Below are 22,637 nucleotides of genomic sequence, written 5' to 3'. Positions count from 1 at the left end.
CTTGGCGACAGCCCTCAACTACGCCGTCTCAGGGCTCATCGACTGGCGCATCGCTGCTGAGTTCATCGGCGGGGGCGTGGTCGGGGGCATAGGCGGCATGCTGCTTGCGACCCGGCTGGCCACGAAACGCAACCTGCTGAACCGGATCTTTGCGGCCCTGATCATCGTCGTGGCGTTCTACGTGTTGTACAAGAACAGCGCCGCGGTCTTGCCCCTTTGATGATGGAGGTAGAATGTGACACACTCCAGGCAGCAGAAGTTCTGGAACAGGATAGCCGGGCGTTACGCGGCGCGGCCGCTCAAGGATGTGGCGGCCTACGAAGCCATGCTGGCCGATGTCGCGTCCCGTCTCAAACCGTCGGACCGCGTTCTCGAGCTCGGTTGTGGCACCGGCGGAACCGCGATTCGACTGGCCGTCGGTGTCGCGCACTGGACGGCCACCGACTTTTCTTCGGAAATGATCGAGATCGCACGGGCCAAGCCCGCGGGCGAAAACGTGAGCTTTGTTGTCGCTGACGCCGGCAATGCTTTCGACGGCGGACCGTTCGACGCGATTTGTGCCTTCAATGTGCTGCACCTGGTGGAAGATCACCCAGCCGCGTTGGCCCGGATTTTTGCCAATCTGAAGCCCGCCGGCCTGCTGATCACCAAGACCTGGTGCTTCGCCGATATGCCATTGAAGCTCCGCGCCCTGTTTTCTCTGCTGCGCGTGATCGGCATGTTTCCGGCGACGACCTCGCTGACCGTCCCCCAGCTTCGACAGGCCATTCTGGAGGCCGGCTTCGAGATTGCAGAAGAGCGGATCTTCGGCAAGCATTGGCAGAACCCATACATCGTCGCCCGCAAGCCGGAATTGTCAGACCGGTAACTTCCGGCGGTCTTTGCGCGCGGCCCTGCCGCGGGTGTGACGGCGCAGGCACACCTTAACCGCACCGCACGGCGTCTTGCAGATCGGCCCTCGATGCTCGTGCGCCGGGGGCTCTTTTTGTGCCACCGAAGCGGATCTTTCACTCGGCGACGCAGATCTCCTTGCGCATCATCGCGTGCGCGGTCCGCACCAGCAGCATCCCGACAATGACAGCAAGCAGGATGAGGAGACCGGTCCCGATCGCCTGATGTGCGGTGGAACGGGTTGCCCCAGCATGGGCAAAGCTGGCGATCGACAGGGCCGCAATTGGGAAGGAAAGCGCCCACCAGGACAGGGTGAAGGGCATGCCCCGGAAGCGCTTGATCTGGGTCGCCACGATCAAGGCGAAGACATAGCCAAGGCTGAGGAGAACATGGCCGAAGGCTCCCGGTTCGCCAGCAAGCCGCAACCAGGCGACATAGGCGACGGCCGGCGGCGCAACAAGTATCATGACCGTCGGTACCATTCGACCCGGCAAGGGATCGTGGAACATCAGACGATTGAGCACCAACGTCAGCAGCACGATCCAGAAGAGCAGTCCACCGGAAAAGAAGAGCCAAGAGATTTCGACATGGCCAAGCGGCCCACCGGCGATCGGAACGATTACATTGCCGACGGCGGGAATGAACCAGGCTGGCGAAAGCTGCGGTGGATGGAACGGCCGGTGTCCGATCCACGCACCGATGACGGCAAGTGCCAAAGAGCCCTGCAGCAATGTCGCGCCGATCCACACGACATTGGCGGCAGTCTGGTTGACACCCGTCAGCGCAGTCGCCAGCAGCAGATAGGCGATCGACATAGCAGGGAAAAAGGCGATGCGTACCGGATGACGCCATTCTTCAAGCACAGCTGCCGGCCGGGTGATGAGCTTGATCACATAGGTCAGGGTGATGAGCCCGAGCAGGGTTCCTGATAGCGCTAGTACCGACTGTCCGATAAAGGCCGGCCATCCATAGGCGTGGCTTGCCGCGTTCACCGCGAGAGTCAGTCCCAGCATGCCCATGCCGATCGCGAAAAACGTCACGGGAAAGTGCTCGAGCCGCGAATTCGCGACGTGTTTCTCTGTCGCTTCCGTCATCGTCTGTAACTCCTGAAGGCCTATAGATCAGCACTCGAAGGCCACCGGCCCTTTGTCAGCACCGGGTGTCCGGCGTTCTTTGTCGCCTCGAGAGGATTGTCTTGGCGAATCCCGCAGAAACGGGACCCGTGATGTTGGCAGGTTGATTTGCCGACGGGGCGGCGACCCGCAAAGTCGCCGCCCCGTGCGCGCATCAGTCGCGTGCCGGGGGATTAAGCAGAGACTGAATCGTGTAGACGAGAATGGCGACGCCGACAGCACCGAGGGCCGCGACGCCGAACAGAACGATCACATCGACCGGGCCACCGATATCGCGCAGGCCGGATCGGGTGATGGTCTGGACGAAAAGAACCGCCGCGACGGCGCCGATCGGCATCGATAGCTGCGCCCAAAGGAACTTCTTCCACGACACCTGGCGGTCGCGGATCAGCACATAGAGATAGGCGAGCGTGACAAGACCCGCGACGGCCACCATCACCCAGAACAGCGTGCGGCCGAAGATCTCCTCGAACACCGCAATCAACGTCCCGAAAGTCAAATCCTTCATGGCATCCTCCTTAAGCGCGGCCGCGCAGCATGGCGTTGTAGGTCGGCTTCAAGGCGATCTCCTTCATCAGCCAGGAGATCCACAATTCCTCGAGCGGCGCGATGATGCCAGGGAAGGACGGGGTGAGATTGTTGTTGTAGTCGAACTCGACCAGCATGGCCTTGCCGATGCGGGTGATGAGCGGGCACGACGTGTAGCCGTCGTAGCGCGCCACGCTTTCCTTGCCTTCGATCTGGGACGCCAACTGCTCGACTGCAACCGGCACCTGCCACTTGACGCTGGCGGCCGTCTTGCCTTTCGGCACGCCGGCAATGTCGCCGACGGCAAAGACGTCCGGATAGCGCACATGGCGCAGCGTGTGCTTGTCGACCTCGACCCAGCCCTGATCGACCCAGATGCCTTCCTTCCACGGCAATGGGCTGTTCATCACCACTTCGGGTGCCCGCATCGGCGGGATCACGTTGGTGAAATCATAGCCAATCTCCTTGTCGCCCTCCAGGGTCTTGAAGGTGGCGATCTTGCGACCCGGATCGATCTTGGTCATGACGTGATCGTAGACCGGATCAATGCCGCGTTCCTCGAACAGCATGCGCACCTTCTCGCTGACAATCGGCACAGAGAAGAAGGTCTTGTTCTGCGCCGCATAAATCATCTTCGACTTGCTGCGCGTGCCTTTCTGTACCGCATAGTCGTCGGTCAGGAAGGCATACTTGAGCGGTGCGCCGGCGCATTTCATCTCCGTCGCCGGACGGGAGAACAGCGCCACCCCGCCTTTGTCGGTGAAGCGGCTCATTTCCTCCCAGGTCTTGGCGGCATAGTTAGGGCCGGCATAGACCGAACCGATGCCGTCCTTGCCGATCAGATCGAGCGACATGCCCTCGATCGCCCCATAGTCGAGGCGAAGCCCGGTGGCGACGAACAGGAAGTCGTAAGGCACGGCCTTGCCGCTCGCGGTCACAACCTGCTTTGCCCCCGGATCGATTTCGGCGGCCGCCTCCTCAATCCATTCGATATTGCGCGGCAGCCATTCGCCGGTGGTCGAGACAGAATAGTCCGCCGATTTGAGACCTGCCGCGATCAGTGTGAAGCCGGGCTGGTAGAAGTGCTGCTTGCGGCCGTCGATGATGATGATCTTGGCACCGTCGAAGCGCTGAGTCAGCCGATTGGCGAGCGCCGTCCCGGCCGCACCGGCTCCCAGGACCACGATCCGCGCCGACGTCTTGATCGGGGCGGCCGAAGCGCCGGACAGCGGGGCGACAGCGAGTGTCGCCCCGGTCGCAGCGAGGCCGAGGAACTGTCGGCGATTGGTTCTCATCGTCTTTTTCCTTCCGGACATGCGTCGAGCCGAAGCACACGCGTCAACGTTCGTCTTCCTGCGGATCCATGGTCCTGCGATCCTCCTGCATCTCCAGCCACATGGCATTGACGACGGCAAAGATCGCGGCGAGCGGCAGGCCCAAGAGCCAGGCAAAATACCACATCGTTCTTGTCTCCTTCAGTAAACGGTACCGCTGTCGGCATTGATGTCGGCCTCGGTGACCTTGCCCCACAGGACCTTGTAGACCCAGGTGGTGTAGGCCAAGATGAGCGGGACGAAGATGACGGCCATGACCAGCATGACGAACAGCGTCTGGTGCGAGGACGAGGAATTCCACACCGTCAGCGACGATTTGGGATCAACTGAGGACGGCAGGATGAAGGGGAACATTGTCAGCCCAACCGAAGAGATGATGCCGGTGATCGCAAGCTTGGAGTACAGAAGCGTTGAAACTTCACGACCGGCCCTGAGGCCGAAGAATGCCAGCACCGCGCCGGTGACGCCGAGAACCGGAGCCACAGCAATCCATGGACGCTCGGAATAGGCGGCGAACCAGGACGGTGTACGCATTACCTCGCCGAGGAGAGGGTTGGACGGACCATCGGTGACGACGGTTCCGGAGATTGCGTAGCCGGAAATCCCCGTCGCCATCCAGACACCAGCCAGAAGATAGGCAAAGATCGTCACCAGAGCGGCGCCCGAACCGATTTTGCGGGCCCGCGCCTGAACCGGCCCTTCGGACTTCAGTTGAAGCCAGGCCGCACCATGCATCGTCAGCATGGCGATGGAAACCAGTCCGGCAAGGAGTGCGAAGGGATTGAGCAGGCCAAAGAAGGTGCCGTCATAGAAGATCATCAGGTCTTCGTTGAAGCGGAAGGGAGCGCCTTGAAGAACATTGCCCATGGCCACCCCGAAGATCAGCGCCGGCACCGCGCCGCCAACGAAGAGCGCCCAGTCCCAGGCCGACCGCCATAGGGCACTGTCACGCTTCGAACGATACTTGAAGCCGACCGGACGCAAGATGAGAGCCGCCAGAACCGCGAACATGGCAAGATAAAAGCCGGAGAAACTGACGGCGTAGAGCGGAGGCCAGGCCGCGAAGATCGCACCGCCGCCAAGGATGAACCAGACCTGGTTGCCTTCCCAGACGGGGCCGATCGTGTTGATGGCGATACGTCGCTCGACATCGGTCCGGCCGACGAAGGGCAGCAGGGTGCCGACGCCGAGGTCGAAGCCATCGGTCAGGGCAAAGCCGGTCAGCAACACGCCGAGCAGCAGCCACCACACGACCCGCAGCAGTTCGAAGTCCAGGAATTGATGAAGAATCATGGTCGTTACTCCGCGGGTTGGGCAAACGGCGAGGGTGCACTCAATCGGTCGCGATGCTGCTTCTGCCACTCATCTGTCTCTGCCACGTCCATGTAGGGCCCCTTGCGGATATATTTGAGCATCAGCCCCATCTCGATGACGAAGAGCACAGTGTAGAACAGTACGAAGCCGGCCAGCGTGATCGCCAGATCGGTAACGGACAGTTGCGAGGCCGACAGCGCGGTCGGTAGGACGCCGTCGACGGTCCAGGGCTGACGGCCGAATTCGGCGACGAACCAGCCGAGTTCGGCGGCAATCCATGGCGTCGGAATGATGATTACGGCGAGCCACAGCGCGAGGCGTGGGAACTGCATCCTGCGGAAGGATGCCATCCAAAAGAACCAGGCCATGACCGCGATGAAGGAGAAGCCGAGCGCAACCATCAGGCGGAACGCCCAGAACAGCGGCCAGACGGTCGGAACCGTGTCGTTGGCAGCCATCTTGATGTGGTCGTCGCTCGCCTGACGCGGATCATCGACATAGCGCTTCAAGAGCAGGGCGAAGCCGAGATCCTTGCTGTGGGTCTCGAAAGTCGTGCGGACTTCGTCGGAAACCTGGCCCTTTTCGGCGCGGTAGGTCATCAGCGCGTCATAGGCGATCTGGCCAGAGCGGATACGCTCTTCGGCCTGCTGGACCAGATCGGCGATCCCGGGAATCTCGTGAGTCAGCGAACGCGTACCGATCAAGCCCATGACATAGGGGATATGCAGGGCATAATGCGTCTCGCGGGCCTCCTGGTCGGGAAAGCCAACCAGTGTGAAGGAGGCCGGCGCGGGCAGGGTTTCCCACATACCTTCGATCGCGGCGAGCTTCATCTTCTGCGAATGCGTGACCGAGTAGCCGGATTCATCGCCGAGGACAACGACCGAAAGGGCCGATGCCAGGCCGAAACTGGCGGCAACCGCGATCGAGCGGCGCGCAAGGTCGGTATGGCGGTTTTTCAGCAGATACCAAGCGGACACCCCGAGCACGAAGACCGAGGCCGTGACATAGCCCGCCGACACCGTGTGGACGAACTTGGCTTGGGCTACTTCATTGAAGACCACGTCGAAGAAAGAGGTCATCTCCATGCGCATCGACATCGGGTTAAACTCGGCACCGACCGGATTCTGCATCCAACCATTGGCAATCAGGATCCATAGCGCCGAGAAGTTCGAGCCGATCGCCACCAGCCAGGTGACGATCATGTGCGCCCGCTTGGAGAGCTTGTCCCAACCGAAGAAGAACAGCCCGACGAAGGTCGCTTCGAGGAAGAAGGCCATGAGCCCCTCGACGGCAAGCGGCGCGCCAAAGATGTCACCGACATAATGGCTGTAGTAGCTCCAGTTCATGCCGAACTGGAATTCCATGGTGATGCCCGTGGCGACGCCCAGCACGAAGTTGATGCCGAACAGGGCGCCCCAGAATTTCGTCATCTGTCGCCAGATGGGACGATCCGTCATGACATAGACCGTTTCCATGATCGCAATGATGATGGAAAGGCCGAGCGTCAAGGGAACGAAGAGAAAGTGATACATCGCCGTCATCGCAAATTGCAGGCGTGACAGCTCGACAATATCGAGTTCCATGGTCTTGCTCTCGGTTGTTTAAAACATGCATCTACGATGCATAATAATATTCATATGCATCAAGGGAATATGAGCGTCCTTGATGTAGATCAATATCGTGTATGTACGGTGCATCTTTACGAGTCGCCGACCACGACCTCTCCCTGCGCGCAGGCGCGTTCCTCGCGGCGGTGGGCCGCTACGAGAATTGCGGCTTCGGGAAAGGCTGAGCGCAAGCGTTCAAGAACCGAATGGGCCATGCCAGCGTCGAGCCCTTCGGTTGGTTCGTCGAGCAGGAGGATGCGAGGCTGCCGCAACAGTATCCGGGCGAGCGCGAGCCGTCTTCTTTCTCCCCCCGACAGGCCGAGTCCGGCCTCGCCGAGTTGACTGTTGAGCCCCCCCCTTTTCCGCAACAACCTGATCGAGACAGACAATCTTCAGGCTTTGCCAGAGCATGTCATCGCAAGCCGCAGGGCACGCAATGCGCAGGTTGTCGGCAATCGTTCCGCTGACCAGCGGCGGTACGTTGCGGCAGATAGCCGATGCAAGCAGCCTGCTCTGACTCGCTGTAAGCGCCGATCGATCGACCGTCGATCCAAACGGTCCCTTCAGAGGGTGTCATCAATCCACGCACGACATTCAGAAGCGTGGACTTGCCCGCGCCGCTCGCCCCGACCAGTGCCAGCGTTTCCCCGGCGCGAATCGAAAAATCCAGGTCCCGAAACAGAAGGCGCTCCCTCTGGCGGCAGGCCAGCCCTTCCACTTTGAGCAGGGGAGGATTGGACGGGACCGGAGATGCGCTCACCGGCGCGCCAAGGCCAGTTTCACCTGGATCAGCAAACTGCGCCTCGATCCGTCGTGCGGCATCCGTCATCTTGCCAAGTTCGACAATGCCCCTCGCCAGGGGCGCCGCAGTCTCGACCAGCGCCAGGGCAGCAAAGAAGCCGAGCGCGGCGCGGGCCGGATCGATTTGCCCGTCCGCTGCCGCAAGCCCGCCGATCAGCAGCCCGCCGCCTGCGGCGATCGTGCCGGCGAGGCCGAGCAACAGAGCCGAGATACGCTCGATCGCATCGATCCGTCCCTGTGCACCCTGCAAACGGCGATGGGCATCAAGGACCGATTGGCGGTAACCCTCCAGCCGACCGCTGACGGCAAGCTCCGTCTGTCCGCGCATCATGTCGATGAACCGCATTCTAAAGGCCTGCATCGCCCTTTGTGCAAAACGGGAGGGCTGCCGGGAAAAGCGCGCGGCGAAGACGAGTGCAATACCCAGACCGCAGACATAGCTGCCGACCTCCCAAAGGGCCACCGCCGGAAGGATGAGCCAGCCGATCAGGACAAGGGCGGCACCAAGAACCAGCGCTGCGGCAATGGCCGGCATGAAGAGCCGCAAGGCAACTCCATCAAGCGCATCGACGTCGATCGTCAGGTGATTGAGCCGTTCGGAGCCGCGCAGAAGCGCAAGCAGCACAACCGGTTTGCGCAGCATCGCGCTCAGCAGCGCGACCCGCAGTTCGGCGAGCCCCTTGAGGGTGGCATCATGGGTGGCAAGTCGTTCGCCATAGCGTGCGGCGGCCCGCCCAAGTGCCAAAAAACGGACGCCCGCACTCGGACGAAAAACGTCGAAGCTCAAGCCGGCACCGGCGAGACCCGCCATGCCCGCGGCCGTGATGAACCAGCCGGACAGTCCGAGCAGCGCAAGGCCTGCGCTAAGAACGGCGATGGACAGGAGGATACCGACGGCAAGCGCACCCATGCGCCAGCGCCAGACACGTCGGAACACTTTGAAAAGCGCGCTCATTCGACGGCCTCCAGCCTGATGACGCGGTCAAGCCGCGCCATCAGGCGCGCATCATGCGTCGCGACAACGAGCATTGCCCCCTGCCGACCGATCTCTTCCAGTGCGGCGATCACGCGGTCCGCGGTCGCCACGTCGAGATCCGCCGTCGGTTCGTCGGCAAAGATCACCCGGGCATTTGCGTAGACGGCGCGCGCGATCATCAGCCGCCGGGCCTCGCCGCCCGAAACGCCACTGCCATTCTCGCCCAGCCGCGAGTCGATGCCGCGCGGAAGGGCGGCCACGACGCCGTCAGCCGCGGCGGCGCAAAGCGCTGCTTCGAGCCGAACGTCATCCGCCTGATCGTCGGCAAGGGCGATATTGGCACGCAGGCTGGCATTGAGCACATGCGGATGCTGGCCAACGAAACCGATCACACCTCTCCAGGCATCAGCCAGTTCATCATCGAGCGGCAGCGCGCCGACCTTGATCCGCCCGTCGGACGGCTTCGCGAGACCGGCAAGAAGGGCGATCAGGGTCGTCTTGCCTGCACCGCTCGGCCCGGATATCGCGAGTTTTTCGCATTGCCTGATGCAAATGTCGGGAAAAACGATCTCTCTCCCGCCCGCGCAATAACGCAGACTGTCCGTCGTGATGGTTATCTCGCCGCCGAGCGGGGTCTCAGCTTTGCCGCCTCGGCCGAGGATTGTCTGGCGCGGCTCGTTCTCCCGCTCGGCCAGTTCGCCGGCCACGGCGAGCGCTGCGGCCTTGTCGTGCCAAGCGGAGGCGAGGTCCCGTAGCGGTTGGAAAAAGTCCGGGACAAGCAGCAGGATGAAGATGCCCTCAGCGATCGACAGCGGCGTTGCATATGCCCCGAAGGTGAAAGTGCCGAGCAGGCTGAATCCGACATAGACGGCGACCATGGCAATACCGATGGCGGAGAAGAGCTCAAGGACAGTCGAGGAAAGAAAGGCGATCCTCAAGACCTCCATCGTCCTGGCCCGCAGGGTCTCGGCCGAGTGGCGGAACCGGCCGACCGTCTGCTGCTCGGCGTTGAGCAGGCGAATGTCGGCCGCAGCGTTCAGCCATTCAAGGAGAATGGAATTGAGCGTTCCGGTCGCTGCCATCTGCTTTTCGCTGGCGTCGCACGCAGCAAGACCGATCAGTGCCATGAAGACCGGAATGAGCGGCCCGGCAACCAGGAGCACAAGGCCGGCGACCCAGGACATCGACGTTACGACGAGCAGCATGACGACAGGTACCAAAGCCACCTTGGCCGCGGCGAGACGATAGCGGCTCGCCCAAGGCACAAGCGCGTCCAGTTTGCTGGCCAAGAGCGTGGCAATGGCCGCCGATGTCTGCCCACCTTCGCCGAATGGCGATGTAAGGCTCTCGCGCTCGATCAGGTCGATCCGCTCGCGCTCGACAATCTTTTGGGCGACATGAAAAGCCTTTCGCCCCGCAAGGGCATCGCCGATGTGACGTAAAGCCCCCAGGCCGACAAAGGCCGCTACGGTGGCGATCGGCCCCAGGACGGGTGGACGTCCTTCGACCAGCGCCGCGAGAAATTGAGCGACCAGCCAGGCCTGGGGGATCCAGAGCAGAGATGAAAGGATGGCGAGGGTGACGGAGACAACCATGGACCGGCCATATTGGCTTGCTATCTCTGCAAGTCTCCGGCGGGCGGGATCGCTTTCACTCTTCTTCGTTCTGGACAAGGCGAGCCTAAAGGGAGATCCTGGATGCAAGTTTTCACGCGAGACTAGCCGCGTGGCTGATCCTGATCAAATTCCAAATTGTCGCGCTGTCGTAAAAGGAGCACCAGGCAAGCGTGCCAGTCGATCGGGAATTGGAATTATGCGGCTCACCACACGGACCAATCTGGCGATCAGAACCTTGATGTTCTGCGCCGTGAATCCTCATCTCACTGTGCGGAAGAGCGATATCGCCGCTGCCTGCAACGCCTCGGAAAACCACTTGGCCCAGGTCGTTCGGACACTTGGCCAGCACAATTTCATTGATGCGACCCGCGGAAGACACGGCGGGTTGCAGTTGATGCGGTCCCCTTCGGAGATCAATATAGGGGCAGTTTTCCGCGTTTTCGAAGCCGATCTGCCCTTCGCGGAATGCTTCAGCCCCGCCAATACCTGTCCACTGGTCGACGCCTGCTGGTTGCGCAATGCCATCCACGACGCGGTGGAAGCTCTCTATGCTTCACTCGACAAGGTGCGACTGTCCGATCTGGTCGAGGGTAACGATGGCCTCACGGCCCTGCTGCGCTTCCACGCCCCGCCCGGATGCACCCGTCCGGGGCGTGACCTGCCTGCCGGACAAGGAGTGGCGTCAGTCGAAGAGGCTGCGGCCAGATCGCCTGGACGCCCGGCTTAAAGGCGCGACCACGAGACCCGACAGGCGCGATCGCTACTTTTGGCTGGACAGCGTCAGATACATTAGCACCAGATAAACAGCGGGCATGATGCCAAGGACAATAAAGGCCATGGGCGTCGAAATACCGCAATTCGTCGCCCGCATGAGATAGCCGAGATAGATCACGGCAGCAAAAATCACAACAATCCCGACATACCAAGGCAAAAGACGATTGCGTTTGATCATTTCGGTCATGACGTCCTCTCTTCAAGATTGGATGAAAATCTACTGGCAGCGTAGTCGAAAGTAGCGTCTTTCTTTCCGTCGAACTGGGATTTCTGTCTCAGCTGCAGGCCCTGCTGTTGAAATCGCATTTGCTTTAGGAAAGCTTAACACCAGGATAGCAGAAGTAAACGTCCCTCGAGACGAGGAAATCGTGTTCAACTAAGGCTCCTCTGGAGGCAAGGCTTTGACAGACCGGCGGCTCGAGCCGCAGCCAGCCGGTCATGCGCCGGACGGCTTCGTCGACGACGGCCTGGGCCTCAATGCGGTTGGTCCGGCTCTTGCCCCTGTCATAGAAGCCATTCGGTACCGGCCGCAGTTGCACTTCGCGGTCTTCGACCTGTGGCGAGGGAAAGGTAATCAGCCGGTTCTGATAGTAGTGATGGTTGGAGAAGGCGATGAGGGATTCATTGCGGCTGCGATAGTGCCATCTGAGATCCCTGAGCGGTATGCCGGCCGCGCGGGCCTCGTCGAGAATGCTTTGGAGGTCGCGCTCGTGTTCCTGAACGCTCTCGTCCTCCTCGTTGCGGCCGAAGAAATTGGTCGGCGGAAGCTGCTTGGGGTCGCCGACGATCACGCTCTGCCGTGCCCGGGCAATCGCGCCGACCGCATCCCAGGTGGTGATCTGCGAGGCCTCGTCGAAGATCACCACGTCGAACAGGGCCTGATCCGGTAGCAGATATTGCGCGATCGACAGGGCGACATCAGGATTCAGCGCGCAAGCTTGGAAATGCTTGTCGGCATGCCGACAATATCATCTCGCGGATCGAGCGGCTCGGGCGCTGCAGCTCCATCTGGCGGCGCAGCAACCCGAGCTCGGAATTGCGCGGCACTGTCTGCACGGCCGGTAGGTCGTGCCCGAGCGCGCGGACGACCCGGCCCGCGGCAGCGGTGCGCACCAGATCGTAGATCTCGCGGAATTCCTCGATCAGATGTTCATGCTGGAAGCGTCGAAAATCGCGCAGCTCCGGGTCGGCATCCAGCGTCGGCGGCAGCCACCAGCGGGCATAGCCCAGCCGAAAGGCGGCGGCGGTCTCCTCCGGCGTCACCGCTCCCGTTTCCAGGCCGTCGACCAGGGGTGCAAGGCCGCTCGCCCGTGCCACCTGGCGCACGCGACACCAGCTGGACCAGTCGCGCAGCAAATGCCGAGCACCAGCGAGCTCGCGCAGCCGTGGGCCAAGCTGCACCAACAGGCCGCCGGTTAACAGCCACGCGCAGGATACCCCTGCAGGAGCGCCAAGCGTTTGAGCCGCGCCTAAAAAAAATTTGCAAAACAAAAAAAGATGATTTTACTAATCATGTTTTTAGGATAGGCAAACGCACTTTCTTCCACATTGGCCCCAAGAGACCTTGCACTTCACTCGTATTTCCCTGGCAGTTTTTTCGTTTTCGGCTTGTGCTGCAGCCTGGTGGGCGGCGACCTCGGCGGGTATAGTGAACTCGTTCCTGCTGCCGCCGCCCACAAGGGTATGGAGCGCGATCGCTGAGCTTTGGTCGAATGGCGAACTTGCCCACCACATCGCGGCAAGCGCCAGCCGCGTTGGTGTCGGCTATGGTTTGGCGGTCTTTATAGCGATCCTCTTGGCGATCCTCTTTTCCGTCAGCGGCGCAATCAGAGCTGTCACGGAACCCCTGCTTGAATTCATTCGGCAAGTGCCGCCCCTGGCCCTGATGCCGCTACTGATGCTCTGGCTCGGTATCGGAGAGGCGCAGAAGGTTGGGATCATCATTCTCGCCTGTTTCTTCCCGGTCTTTCTGGGAATGCGCGGTGGCATCGCCCAGGTGGATCGCAAGCTCATCGAAGTCGGAAAGGTTTGCGGACTTGGCCGAAAGCAGGTCATTGCCCGCATCATCCTGCCATCCGCACTGCCGGCACTGGTCATCGGCCTGCGCATCAGCCTCGGCTATAGCTGGCGTGCGCTCGTCGGCGCCGAACTCATCGCCTCGTCAGTCGGGCTCGGCTACATGATTACCGATGCACAGGATCTTGCCCGAACCGACATCGTCCTCGCCGGCATTCTGGTGATCGGCATTATCGGGCTGGTAACGGACCTTGTGCTGAAACGGCTTTGCGCATGGCTTTCTCCCTGGCTCGTGACCGATCTGGAGATGGCACGTGCTTGAACTCTCCAACATCGGCAAACATTACGAGGTCTCCGGCAACAGGGTCGCAGCGCTGTTCGGCATTGATCTGAAACTCGCGAAGGGCAGCTTCACGACAGTGGTTGGACGAAGCGGTTGCGGGAAAACAACACTGCTGCGCATTCTGGCGGGACTAATCTCGCCGGATACGGGCGAAATTTTGATCCACGGTCCGGCACCGAGGATTGGCGTGGTGTTTCAAGAGGCACGGCTGATGCCCTGGCTCGACGTTTCCCGCAATATCGCCTTCGGCCTGCACCGGCATCTTGACCGCAAGTCCATCGAGCGGAAGGTGTCGGCCCTCCTGGAGGTAACGGGTCTCGGCGCCTTCGCCAATGCCATGCCTACCCAACTATCGGGCGGCATGGCGCAGCGCGTCGCCCTTGCCCGTGCATTGGTGATGCAGCCCGACCTTCTGCTGATGGACGAGCCTTTCGCCGCCCTCGATGCCTTCACCCGAAGAAGCATGCAGAATGAACTTGTCGGGCTTTGGCAGCAAAAGCAACCGACTATCGTCTTCGTGACCCATGACGTCGAAGAGGCCGTCCTGCTCGGCGAAACCGTCATCGAGCTTTCCGCCGGCACGATCGTGGGACGTAAGGACATAGACATTCCCTATCCGCGCGACCCGACCGGCATGGATGAAGCCGGCTGTCGCCGCGCGATCCTGGATCGCCTTCTCAATCCGGCTTGATCGGCCGTCTTCAAAGCAACCTCTACTAAGGAGATAATCGTGAGACTGTTTCGAACCCTTGCCCTGGCCGCAGCGATGCTTGCATCTCCGGCACTCGCCGATGATCAGCCCGCGTCCGTGCGCATCACTTATGTCGCCTCTCCCTTCAATGTCCCTTCCATCGTCATGCGCGAGAAGGGCTATCTGGACGAAGCCTTTGCCGCAAAAGGTATCAAGGTCGAGAGCCCTGAAATCACTTCCGGCGCACAGCAGACCCAGGCGATCGCTGCCGGCGAGATCGACATCGCCAGCGTTCTCGGGGGAACCTCGGCGATCCTGGCCAAGGCCAATGGCGTCGATCTGCAGATCATTGCCGCCTATGCCCGCTCGCCGAAGGCCTATTTCCTGATGACCCGTGGCGATGGCCCGGCAACGCTGGCTGATCTAAAAGGCAAGAAGGTCGCCGGTCCCAAGGGGACGGTTCTAAATCAGCTGCTGGTCGCAGCACTCGCCGAGCAGGGCCTGACCCTAAAGGATATCGAATACATCAACATGGACCTGCCGACCGCGCGAGCAGCGCTCCTCAGTGGACAGGTCGATGTAGCCACACTTGCCGGCGCGAATGCCGTCGCGGTCGAGAAGGCTGGTGGCAAGCCGTTGACGAGCGGCGAGGGTCTGATCAAGCCGACGACCGTTATTGCCGCCCGCAGCGCCTTCCTCAAAGAGCATCCTGACTTGGTGGAGGCCTATTTTGATGCTCACTACAAAGCGCTCGCCTTCATGAAGGAGCATCCAGATGAAGCCCTTGCCATTGCGGCCAAGGAACAGAAAATCTCCCTCGAGGACGCCAAGGCGCAGATGCCTCTTTACGACTTCACACCGGTCATGACCGAAGACGACGTCGCCAACCTGACGGCAGACCAAGATTTCATGATCGAGGCCGGCATGCTTCCCAAGGCCAATGCTCTGGATATCAAAGTAGATCTCATCGCCCCCATGGCCTTTGAAACCGAATAACCAAATCGGTCCGGGACGTTGCATCCCGGACCGTTCCATCCAACGTCCGGCAGGTCCCGATGAAACTTTCTATCCTTGATCCCGTGCAGATCCCGCGCGGCATGACTTCTTCAGGCGCCTTGCAAAGCTCGATATGTCTGGCCCAGCATGCCGAAAAGCTCGGCTACACTCGATACTGGGTAGTGGAGCATCACGGCATATGCTTTGAGGCAAATCCGGCACCGGAAGTCTTTGTCGCCGCACTTGCCAACGCAACGAGCACAATCCGGATTGGGGCTGGAGGTGTCTTGCTCAACCACTACAGCCCCTATAAGGCAGCCGAAGCGATGCGGACGCTGGAGGCACTGTTTCCAGGACGAATTGACGTCGGAATCGGACGCGCGACAGCGGGCCTAAAGGCCGACACCGCACTGAAACGCTTTCGTGCCGTCGAGACACCCGATGATCACGAAGATCAAGTCCAGGAATTCGTCGGCTGGCTCGGGAACGACTTGCCGGAAACCTCCCAGTTTCAGGGTCTGTCCATCATGAATGACGAATCGGCCGGCCCATTGCCATGGATTTTGGCGGCCACCGAGGGGAGCGCAATCCGTGCAGCACATCATGGACTGGCTTTGGCCTGCAGCGCCTTTCACGTTCCTGCCAACGCCCCAGGCACCGTGGCGGCCTACCGCCAACATTTTCGCCCCTCGAACTGGCGAGCAGGACTTGGCGAACCGCAGGCCTTGTTGGCGCTTCGCGTCGTCATTGGCGAAACGCAAAGAGAAGCGGAGCGCCTAGCCATGCCCGTGCGCGCGGTCTTCAAGCTTAGGAGGGAAGAAGGTATCTTCCTTGACGCACTCCCCGACCCTGACGAGGCGGAACGCATTCTCGGCGGGCATGTCGAGGCCGAAGACATGGATTGGCCGGACTATGTTGTGGGCACGCCTGAACGCGTGCGTCGTGTGATTGAAAGGATGGCCAGCGAAACCGGCGTTGACGAATTTATGGTCCAGGATTTCGTTGATAAGCCCGAGATACGCTTGCGCAATTACACACTTCTGGCAGGTGCATTCGACCAACATTGATGACAAAACCCGAGAATCCTTCTCGGCATTCCTCGCCCTGGCCACCGCAAAAATATGGCTGCCTTACTTTGTAAACAGGACCTAGCTGCCCGAAAAGCTACTACTCCACAGCTGATGATGTCCGTGCGTTGCCATTCGCTGGTACACCTTCTTCAACCGTTATAAGCTGGGCCCGGTCATCGAACGGCGGCAAGTTCGGCAGCAGGCGTTAGGGGTCACTGATTTGCCTCGGCTTGACGACCCGGGCCAATTCGCTCTACCTAGCCTCGACGGTTCCCCAAGCCGAACAGGCGAGGGGATTAATAGGGAACACGGTGCGGACGACCCCAGGAGGGGCCAATACCGTGGCTGACCCCGCAACTGTAAGCGGATTGCCGTCCATCCTCGTGGCGCCGAAAGACGCCATGCCACTGCGGAGCACCCGCGGGAAGGCAGATGGGCTGCAGAAATCCGCAAGCTAGGAGACCTGCCGTCAAGCTTCGTTTTCCGTGGTCGGGGATGGCCAACCGGAATGCTGGTCTTGACGCATGGCCCCGCCTTGCCTTGCGCGTTCCACATTGCCACGCCTCCTCGCGATCGAGGTGGCAGGACATGAACGAGAACTAGGCCGACAATAGCCGGAAAATCGAAGGAAAGCTGCGGCGTGCCGTGCTGTTGCTGGCGAAATCCGCCTTCGCGGCGGCGCCGCACGAGGAAATGCGGTCACTGGCCGAAATGGTCGGCGGGTTCGACGGCGTCGACCGCGCGGCATGGGCCTTCTCCGAACAGGGCACGCCATCTCTCAAGGAGGCTCTCGACGAGCTCCTGCACCTCGAATTCGACGAGATCTGCATCCTTCCCCTGCTTCTGCCGCTGGAGACGAGCTTTCCCGTCTGGATCCGCCGTTTATTGGCGCGCTGGCAGAGCGAGGATTCGCGTCCCTGGCCGACCGTCAGCGTCGCGTCCGCAATCGGCGCGAGTCTCGAGCTGGAACGCCTTCTGAAATCGCTGCTCAACCGGGAAATGTCGCCAGTAGCACCGCGCGCCGGTGAGACGCTCCGATCCCAAGGTCTCCGTCCATTCGTCGAAAGGCAGATTGCTGGTGATCATTGTGGCACCGCGCTCGTAGCGTTGGGAGATCAGCTCGAACAGCAATTCCGCGCCGGTCTTCGACAGCGGCACGAAGCCCAGCTCATCGATAATCAGCAGCTTGTAGGCGGCCATCTGCTTCTGGAAGCGGAGAAGACGCCGCTCGTCACGCGCCTCCATCATCTCGCTGACCAGCGCGTCCGCCGTGGTGAAGCCGACAGACAGGCCCTTCTGGCATGCGGCCAGGCCGAGACCGAGTGCCACATGGGTCTTGCCCGTGCCGCTGGGGCCGAGAGCGATGACGTTCTCGCGGCGCTCGATCCATTCGCAACGGGCCAGTTCCAGCACCTGCATCTTGTTGAGCTTGGGGATGGCGGTGAAGTCGAAGCTGTCGAGGCTTTTGACGACAGGGAATTTGGCCGCCTTGATGCGGCGTTCGACCTTGCGGCGGTCCCGCTCGATCATCTCCCGTTCGGCAAGCCGGAACAGGTAGCAGACGTGATCGACACCCTCGGTGGCGCAGTGCCGGGCCAGCTTCTGGTGCTCGCGCTGGAAGGTCGGCAGCTTGAGGGTCTTGAGATAGTGGGCGAGCAGGATCTCAGGTGCTTCGGTGCTCATGCCGCTTCTCCCGCATCAGACGACAGGAGGCGCATGTAAGCCTTCGCCGACGTCGTCTCGACTGTTGTTCTCGGCAGGTAGGGATAGATCGACAGGTCCAGCCGTGGCGGCCGGCGCTCGACCCGGCACAGGATCAGATGTTTGACCGCATCGAAGCCGATCGCGCCGAGCTGGATGGCCTGCTTCACGGCCGCATGCAAGTCCGCAAGGTCGAAGCTTTCCAACAGGCGAAGAACCTGCACGTATTCCCGCCGCCCATGCTTTGCCATGCGGCCTTCCATGAGCCGGCGCAGCGTGGCGAATTCGTCCGGCAGAGCCCAACCTTGCAACGGAGCTGCCTGATCCAGGGAATTGATCTTCTGCTCGATCAGCGGCAGGTAATGGATAGGATCGAAGACGACATCTTCTCGTTCCCAGCATCGAGGATGGCGGGCGATGATCTCGCCGCGGCAACCGATCACCACCTGATCGACATAGCCCCGGACCCAAACATCCTGATGGCCATAGGCGACCGGTACGGAGTAGTCATTGGTCTTGTAGCGCACCAGCGATTGGGCCGTCACAATGGTGCTGGCATGGTCGCAGGCATCAAACGGCGACGCCGGCAAGGGACGCATGGCGGCAAGATCACGTTGCAGACGTTCTCCGATCGTCTCGCTTTCGCCGCGCAGCTTGTCGCGCTGACGCTTGCGGCATTGCTCTTCCAGAAAGGCGTTGAACGCATCCCATGTCGGAAACTGCGGGATCGGCACCATGAAGTTACGTCGGGCATAGCCGACAAGCCCCTCGACATTCCCTTTATCGTTGCCCTTCCCGGGACGGCCATAGCGATCCCGGATCAGGTAGTGGGACAGGAAGCCGCTGAACAACGTTGCCCGCTTGCGTGTGCCATCGGGCAGAATTTTTGCTACGAGGCAGCGGTCGTTGTCGTAGACAATGGACTGCGGCACGGCCCCGAAGAAGGCAAACGCATGGATGTGGCCATCGACCCAGGCCTCTGCCACCGCCGCCGGATAGGCCCGCACATAGCAACCATCGCTATGCGGCAGATCCAGAACGAAGAAGCGCGCCTTCTGCTCGACGCCGCCGATCACCACCGTCGCCTCGCCGAAATCGGCCTGCGCATGGCCGGGTGGATGCGACAGCGGCACGAACACCTCCTGTCGACGCTGATCCCGCTCGCGCATGTAATCCTTGATGATCGTGTAGCCGCCAGTGAAGCCGCACTCGTCACGCAGTCGGTCGAACACCCGCTTGGCCGTATGGCGCTGCTTGCGCGGCACCTTCAGGTCTTCCTCCAGCCAATGCTCGATCGTCGACACAAACGCATCCAGCTTCGGGCGCCGTATCGGCAACTGCCTCTGATAGCCAGGTGGCGTCGAATACGACAGCATCTTGGCAACGCTGTCGCGCGATATGTTGAAATGCTTTGCAGCCTGACGCCGGCTCATCCCTTCCGAGACGGCCAGCCGAACCTTCAGATATAATTCCACGGTGTAGATCCCCAGGCCCTCCTGCTGTCGTCGCAGAAGAGTAAATAGGTGGCCGGGTTTTATACCAACTGTCAGTGAATGTGACTCTCGTAGGGATTCCCAACGGCCGACGAATCTGAATCTCTGGCGCAAACAGGAGGTTTGCGATGGGTTCAGCGCTTTCGTTGCGATCAGATTTCGACGGGGCCAGATTACGGCGGCTAGCTCGTCAGACACGCGATGCCGATCAGGCGCGACGACTTCTGGCGCTCGCATCGGTCTATGACGGCGGTTCACGCGCCGATGCTGCCCGGCTTGGCAGCGTGACAGTTCAGATCGTGCGCGATTGGGTTGTTCGTTTCAATGATCGCGGCCCCGACGATCTGATCAACGGCAAGGCTCCGGGCAAGCCTTCATTGCTGAACGACAATCAGCGAGCGGCCTTGGCGCAAGCGATAGAGCGCGGACCAACACCCTATCTGGATGGCTCGTTCGGTGGCGTCTGTGTGATCTGGCCCAATGGATTTGGGAAGAGTTCCGCATCTCGGTGAGCGAGGAGACCCTGGGGCGCGAAGTGCGGGCATGGGTACCGCAAGCTCTCTGCTCGCCCAAGACATCATGCGCAGGATCCGGAGGCGGCCGAGGCATTTAAAAAAACTTCCCCGCCACTGTGGCAGAAATTGCCGCCGGTGCCGCCAAGGGCAAAGTGATCGAAGTCTGGTTCCAGGACGAAGCTCGGATAGGCCAGAAGAACAAGATCACGCGCCGCTGGGCCCAAGCGGGGATCAAGGCCATCCGCACCACATGACCAGCGGACACGCTCAGCCTATATCTTCGGTGCCATCTGCCCCAAGCACGGCAAGGGCGCAGCCCTCGTCATGCCTTGGTGTGACACCCATGCCATGAACCAGCACCTGATCGAGATATCCCGCAATGTCGCCGATAACGCACACGCTGTCCTCATCATGGATCAGGCGGGATGGCATACGTCCAACAATCTCGTCGTCCCAGGAAACATCACCATCCTGCCACTGCCGCCCAAATCACCCGAGCTGAACCCGGTCGAAAACATCTGGCAGTTCATGAGGGACAACTGGCTCTCAAACCGCGTCTTCAAGTCCTACGAGGATATCGTCGACCACTGCTGCTACGCTTGGAGAACCCTCCAGGACCGGCCATGGAACATCATGTCGATCGGCAGACGCAAATGGGCAAAAGGGTTCTGATCAATGACGGTTGGTATTACGCCCTTCCAGTTCGACTTCATGATCAACGCATTGGTGATCTCGGTCCTTGTCGCGATCCCGATGGCGCTGTTGTCCTGCTTTCTTGTGCTCAAGGGCTGGTCGTTAATGGGAGATGCCATCAGCCACGCGGTCTTACCTGGCGTGGTGATCGCCTACATCTTCGGCTTCCCCTATGCCATCGGTGCGTTCGTAGCCGGCATGTTCTGTGCCATTGCAACAGGCTTCCTGAAGGAAAACAGCCGTATCAAGCAAGACACCGTGATGGGTATAGTATTTTCCGGAATGTTTGGCGCCGGACTTGTACTTTACATTAAAATCCAGACCGAGGTGCATCTCGACCATATCCTGTTCGGTGACATGCTCGGCGTTTCCTGGCGCGATATCGGGCAAGCCGCGATCGTCGCGGCGATGACGGCAGGAATCATCGGTGTCAAGTGGAAGGATTTCCTGTTGCACGCCTTCGATCCGGTGCAGGCGCGCGCCGTCGGTCTGCGGGTGAATATGCTCCACTACGGCCTGCTCAGCCTGATTTCGCTGACGATCGTCGGTGCGCTTCAGGCGGTCGGCATCATTCTGGCCATCGCCATGCTGATCGCGCCGGGCGCCATTGCCTTCCTGCTCACCCGCAAGTTCAGCACCATGCTGATACTGTCGGTGACTGTCGCCGTCGTCGGCTCCTTCCTCGGCGTCTACCTGTCCTTCTTCATCGACAGTGCGCCGGCGCCGACCATCGTTCTCCTGCTCTCGATCGTCTTCATGCTCGCCACGCGGAAGGCGGCACGGATCGAAACATCACAAGCGGTATGAAACGCAGTTCCAAATTTCCGGTGAAATAGCCCGGTATTCGGCGGCGCGGCTCCGGCCGCGCCGCGAAAGAAGACTGACTGCCCTCAAACTTAAAGTGATGGAGGCAAAGATGATTGTGGGAGGCCGCCGTTCTCGTGAAGCTGAACAATCGGCCAGGCGGATTGAGGAAAAAAACCAGACCTTACGAGCCGCATATGCCGGTATTGGCGCGCATTATCATCGGCTCACGAGCGTTTCAGCGTCTGATGGATCGATTGGACACGCGCGAAGGCAAGCGGCTGGACGATACACCTGCTGCTCAGCAACCGTCTCCGTCCCGTTCGAGCGAACGGCTCCTGCCGGAAAAGGGTCCTTTCGCCCCGCGAATGCACCCCTTGGGTGGCATGGTATTCAGGACACGCTTTGTGCGACGCCTCCTTGGCAATCCGCTTACCCGCACCAATGCAGGCGGGCCGAACATAATAAAAGCGACAGGCGAGGAAGGAAACGGGGATATCGGAGAGGATCGAAGTTCCTGTGCAATCCTCAAGCATTCCGGAGGGGCATTGACTGATAATGATCTTCGCGACTTGCGGCAGAACGCGCTGATTTCGTGCATGCTGCACTCCGCCAGTCGCTGGGGAGCACGATGAACGCTTGTGCCCCCTTAATCTTCTGTATTCCGTGTTCGCTGGCTGTCGGCTTTTAGCGGTCTGACGTAAATCTCCAGCTTATGGCTGACGATTTCGAAACCGTGCCGACGTGCAATTTCCTCCTGCAGCCGTTCGATCTCGTCCGATCGAAATTCAATTACCTCCCCGGTTTCTGTGTTGATCAGGTGGTCGTGATGCTCTTGCTCGGCACTTTCAAAGCGCGCAGGCCCGTCGCCGAACGTGTGCTTTTCCAGGATGCCTTTTTCCTGAAGGAGGTTCAGCGTTCTGTAAACGGTTGCGATCGCGATACCAGGATCGACTTTCGTGACACGGCGATGCAGTTCGACAGCGTCGGGATGATCATCCGATTGAGCCAATATCTCCATAAGCACGCGCCTTGGGCCTGTGAGACGAAGGCCATGCGCTTTGCACAGCGAGGTGATGTCTTGTGTAAACTGCAATGTGAATTTCCCGAATATTGTTCACGGAATTTAGCCAATTCCGCACGACAGTGCCACAACCTGTTCGGTCCTCTCGTTTGCTGCGGCGCCAGTGTGGACTTTAGCTCTTGATTACAATTGAAGTACAAAGTGAGTATTCCAATACCCAAATCGTCGGTCACAATTGACCATAGGGTAGGGGAGAGGCCAGCTAAAGCCCTGACTGTGTTTCGGCGTGCAAAATTGGCTCTGACTCACATTTA

At 60.4% G+C, this 22,637-nt stretch carries 20 protein-coding genes, 6 pseudogenes and 1 riboswitch; of the genes and pseudogenes, 12 read left to right on the top strand and 14 right to left on the bottom strand.

The annotated features are described in order from the left end of the window. Together RNA01_RS21520 and RNA01_RS21515 are read left to right on the top strand one after the other, a co-directional pair. Positions 1-220 (top strand): annotated as a pseudogene (locus tag RNA01_RS21520) (TSUP family transporter); the annotation flags it as partial. A 105-nt stretch (positions 221-325) separates the two neighbouring features. Continuing rightward, positions 326-868 (top strand): class I SAM-dependent methyltransferase, encoded by a 543-nt coding sequence (locus RNA01_RS21515; RefSeq protein WP_147182181.1) that lies wholly within the window; start codon positions 326-328, stop codon positions 866-868. Positions 869-1,007: 139 nt separating this feature from the next. On the opposite strand, the gene RNA01_RS21510 is transcribed toward RNA01_RS21515, so the two are convergent. The 9 genes from RNA01_RS21510 to cydD all read right to left on the bottom strand — a co-directional run bounded on the left by RNA01_RS21510 (position 1,008) and on the right by cydD (position 10,182). Then, the gene (locus RNA01_RS21510) at positions 1,008-1,985 is read right to left on the bottom strand and encodes an SLAC1 anion channel family protein (protein WP_147182180.1); all 978 of its coding nucleotides are present in this window, start codon (positions 1,983-1,985) and stop codon (positions 1,008-1,010) included. Positions 1,986-2,178: 193 nt separating this feature from the next. Then, positions 2,179-2,532 (bottom strand): DUF5368 domain-containing protein, encoded by a 354-nt coding sequence (locus RNA01_RS21505; protein ID WP_147182179.1) that lies wholly within the window; start codon positions 2,530-2,532, stop codon positions 2,179-2,181. A gap of 10 nt (positions 2,533-2,542) precedes the next feature. Further along, on the bottom strand, positions 2,543-3,847 hold the full coding sequence (locus RNA01_RS21500) for an NAD(P)/FAD-dependent oxidoreductase (RefSeq protein ID WP_147182178.1): 1,305 nt from the start codon (positions 3,845-3,847) through the stop codon (positions 2,543-2,545). Positions 3,848-3,890: 43 nt separating this feature from the next. Continuing rightward, positions 3,891-4,013, bottom strand: coding sequence for a cytochrome bd-I oxidase subunit CydX (gene cydX, locus RNA01_RS21495; RefSeq protein ID WP_147182177.1), 123 nt, complete (start codon positions 4,011-4,013; stop codon positions 3,891-3,893). 14 nt (positions 4,014-4,027) lie between these two features. Beyond that, a complete protein-coding gene (gene cydB, locus RNA01_RS21490; RefSeq protein WP_147182176.1) occupies positions 4,028-5,179 on the bottom strand; it encodes a cytochrome d ubiquinol oxidase subunit II in 1,152 nt (383 codons plus the stop codon). A 5-nt stretch (positions 5,180-5,184) separates the two neighbouring features. After that, complete coding sequence (locus RNA01_RS21485) at positions 5,185-6,786, bottom strand: cytochrome ubiquinol oxidase subunit I (RefSeq protein WP_147182175.1); 1,602 nt, start codon at positions 6,784-6,786, stop codon at positions 5,185-5,187. 116 nt (positions 6,787-6,902) lie between these two features. Next, complete coding sequence (locus tag RNA01_RS24385; protein WP_284215365.1) at positions 6,903-7,178, bottom strand: ATP-binding cassette domain-containing protein; 276 nt, start codon at positions 7,176-7,178, stop codon at positions 6,903-6,905. Between the two features lie 44 nt (positions 7,179-7,222). Further along, complete coding sequence (locus tag RNA01_RS24350) at positions 7,223-8,566, bottom strand: ATP-binding cassette domain-containing protein (RefSeq protein WP_170253594.1); 1,344 nt, start codon at positions 8,564-8,566, stop codon at positions 7,223-7,225. Further along, entirely contained in the window at positions 8,563-10,182 is a 1,620-nt protein-coding gene (gene cydD, locus RNA01_RS21470) for a thiol reductant ABC exporter subunit CydD (RefSeq protein ID WP_147182173.1), read from the bottom strand. Before cydD ends, RNA01_RS24350 begins: the two co-directional genes overlap by 4 nt. A gap of 217 nt (positions 10,183-10,399) precedes the next feature. On the opposite strand from cydD, the gene RNA01_RS21465 reads away from it, so the two are divergent. Next, entirely contained in the window at positions 10,400-10,930 is a 531-nt protein-coding gene (locus RNA01_RS21465; RefSeq protein WP_147182172.1) for an RrF2 family transcriptional regulator, read from the top strand. Positions 10,931-10,963: 33 nt separating this feature from the next. Here RNA01_RS21465 and RNA01_RS21460 read toward each other — a convergent pair whose 3' ends face one another. Both RNA01_RS21460 and RNA01_RS21455 read right to left on the bottom strand, forming a co-directional pair. Then, on the bottom strand, positions 10,964-11,164 hold the full coding sequence (locus RNA01_RS21460; protein ID WP_147182171.1) for a hypothetical protein: 201 nt from the start codon (positions 11,162-11,164) through the stop codon (positions 10,964-10,966). Positions 11,165-11,396: 232 nt separating this feature from the next. Beyond that, a pseudogene (locus tag RNA01_RS21455) lies at positions 11,397-12,360 on the bottom strand (DEAD/DEAH box helicase); the annotation flags it as partial. A 265-nt stretch (positions 12,361-12,625) separates the two neighbouring features. On the opposite strand from RNA01_RS21455, the gene RNA01_RS21450 reads away from it, so the two are divergent. From RNA01_RS21450 to RNA01_RS24500, 6 genes and pseudogenes are all read left to right on the top strand, one after another. Next, positions 12,626-13,315, top strand: coding sequence for an ABC transporter permease (locus tag RNA01_RS21450; RefSeq protein WP_235916827.1), 690 nt, complete (start codon positions 12,626-12,628; stop codon positions 13,313-13,315). Next, on the top strand, positions 13,308-14,027 hold the full coding sequence (locus RNA01_RS21445) for an ABC transporter ATP-binding protein (protein ID WP_147182169.1): 720 nt from the start codon (positions 13,308-13,310) through the stop codon (positions 14,025-14,027). Before RNA01_RS21450 ends, RNA01_RS21445 begins: the two co-directional genes overlap by 8 nt. 39 nt (positions 14,028-14,066) lie before the next feature. Then, positions 14,067-15,023, top strand: coding sequence for an ABC transporter substrate-binding protein (locus tag RNA01_RS21440; RefSeq protein ID WP_235916826.1), 957 nt, complete (start codon positions 14,067-14,069; stop codon positions 15,021-15,023). A gap of 59 nt (positions 15,024-15,082) precedes the next feature. Continuing rightward, positions 15,083-16,090 (top strand): MsnO8 family LLM class oxidoreductase, encoded by a 1,008-nt coding sequence (locus RNA01_RS21435; protein ID WP_147182168.1) that lies wholly within the window; start codon positions 15,083-15,085, stop codon positions 16,088-16,090. Between the two features lies 1 nt (position 16,091). Next, positions 16,092-16,175, top strand: a pseudogene (locus RNA01_RS24530) (IS5 family transposase); the annotation flags it as partial. A gap of 168 nt (positions 16,176-16,343) precedes the next feature. Further along, a riboswitch (cobalamin riboswitch) is annotated at positions 16,344-16,578 on the top strand. Between the two features lie 208 nt (positions 16,579-16,786). Further along, positions 16,787-17,023: pseudogene (locus tag RNA01_RS24500) on the top strand (CbiX/SirB N-terminal domain-containing protein); the annotation flags it as partial. 87 nt (positions 17,024-17,110) lie between these two features. Here RNA01_RS24500 and istB read toward each other — a convergent pair. Together istB and istA are read right to left on the bottom strand one after the other, a co-directional pair. Beyond that, positions 17,111-17,776 (bottom strand): annotated as a pseudogene (gene istB / locus RNA01_RS21420) (IS21-like element helper ATPase IstB); the annotation flags it as partial. Further along, positions 17,773-19,269: an IS21 family transposase gene (gene istA, locus RNA01_RS21415; RefSeq protein WP_147182167.1), complete on the bottom strand. Its 1,497-nt coding sequence runs from the start codon at positions 19,267-19,269 to the stop codon at positions 17,773-17,775. The gene istA and the pseudogene istB, both read right to left, overlap by 4 nt. Positions 19,270-19,415: 146 nt before the next feature. Between istA and RNA01_RS21410 the strand changes: the two are divergent. The 3 genes and pseudogenes from RNA01_RS21410 to RNA01_RS21400 all read left to right on the top strand — a co-directional run bounded on the left by RNA01_RS21410 (position 19,416) and on the right by RNA01_RS21400 (position 21,934). After that, positions 19,416-20,474: pseudogene (locus RNA01_RS21410) on the top strand (IS630 family transposase). Between the two features lie 3 nt (positions 20,475-20,477). Continuing rightward, complete coding sequence (locus RNA01_RS21405; RefSeq protein ID WP_147182166.1) at positions 20,478-21,302, top strand: metal ABC transporter permease; 825 nt, start codon at positions 20,478-20,480, stop codon at positions 21,300-21,302. A 134-nt stretch (positions 21,303-21,436) separates the two neighbouring features. Continuing rightward, entirely contained in the window at positions 21,437-21,934 is a 498-nt protein-coding gene (locus RNA01_RS21400; protein WP_147182165.1) for a hypothetical protein, read from the top strand. Positions 21,935-21,948: 14 nt separating this feature from the next. Here RNA01_RS21400 and RNA01_RS21395 read toward each other — a convergent pair whose 3' ends face one another. Continuing rightward, entirely contained in the window at positions 21,949-22,395 is a 447-nt protein-coding gene (locus RNA01_RS21395; protein ID WP_147182164.1) for a Fur family transcriptional regulator, read from the bottom strand. Positions 22,396-22,637 lie beyond the last annotated feature (242 nt).

This window comes from Paenirhizobium naphthalenivorans, assembly GCF_007992095.1.
Lineage (GTDB): Bacteria > Pseudomonadota > Alphaproteobacteria > Rhizobiales > Rhizobiaceae > Allorhizobium > Allorhizobium naphthalenivorans.
Note: the sequence above shows the minus strand (reverse complement) of the source record. Positions and strands in the feature narration are given on the sequence as shown.

Coding starts and splice junctions, on each gene's coding strand:
- RNA01_RS21515 (WP_147182181.1), top strand. CDS start 326: ATGCTGGCCGATGTCGCGTCCCGTCTCAAACCGTCGGACCGCGTTCTC.
- RNA01_RS21510 (WP_147182180.1), bottom strand. CDS start 1,985: ATGACGGAAGCGACAGAGAAACACGTCGCGAATTCGCGGCTCGAGCAC.
- RNA01_RS21505 (WP_147182179.1), bottom strand. CDS start 2,532: ATGAAGGATTTGACTTTCGGGACGTTGATTGCGGTGTTCGAGGAGATC.
- RNA01_RS21500 (WP_147182178.1), bottom strand. CDS start 3,847: ATGAGAACCAATCGCCGACAGTTCCTCGGCCTCGCTGCGACCGGGGCG.
- cydX (WP_147182177.1), bottom strand. CDS start 4,013: ATGTGGTATTTTGCCTGGCTCTTGGGCCTGCCGCTCGCCGCGATCTTT.
- cydB (WP_147182176.1), bottom strand. CDS start 5,179: ATGATTCTTCATCAATTCCTGGACTTCGAACTGCTGCGGGTCGTGTGG.
- RNA01_RS21485 (WP_147182175.1), bottom strand. CDS start 6,786: ATGGAACTCGATATTGTCGAGCTGTCACGCCTGCAATTTGCGATGACG.
- RNA01_RS24350 (WP_170253594.1), bottom strand. CDS start 8,566: ATGAGCGCGCTTTTCAAAGTGTTCCGACGTGTCTGGCGCTGGCGCATG.
- cydD (WP_147182173.1), bottom strand. CDS start 10,182: ATGGTTGTCTCCGTCACCCTCGCCATCCTTTCATCTCTGCTCTGGATC.
- RNA01_RS21465 (WP_147182172.1), top strand. CDS start 10,400: ATGCGGCTCACCACACGGACCAATCTGGCGATCAGAACCTTGATGTTC.
- RNA01_RS21460 (WP_147182171.1), bottom strand. CDS start 11,164: ATGACCGAAATGATCAAACGCAATCGTCTTTTGCCTTGGTATGTCGGG.
- RNA01_RS21435 (WP_147182168.1), top strand. CDS start 15,083: ATGAAACTTTCTATCCTTGATCCCGTGCAGATCCCGCGCGGCATGACT.
- RNA01_RS21405 (WP_147182166.1), top strand. CDS start 20,478: ATGACGGTTGGTATTACGCCCTTCCAGTTCGACTTCATGATCAACGCA.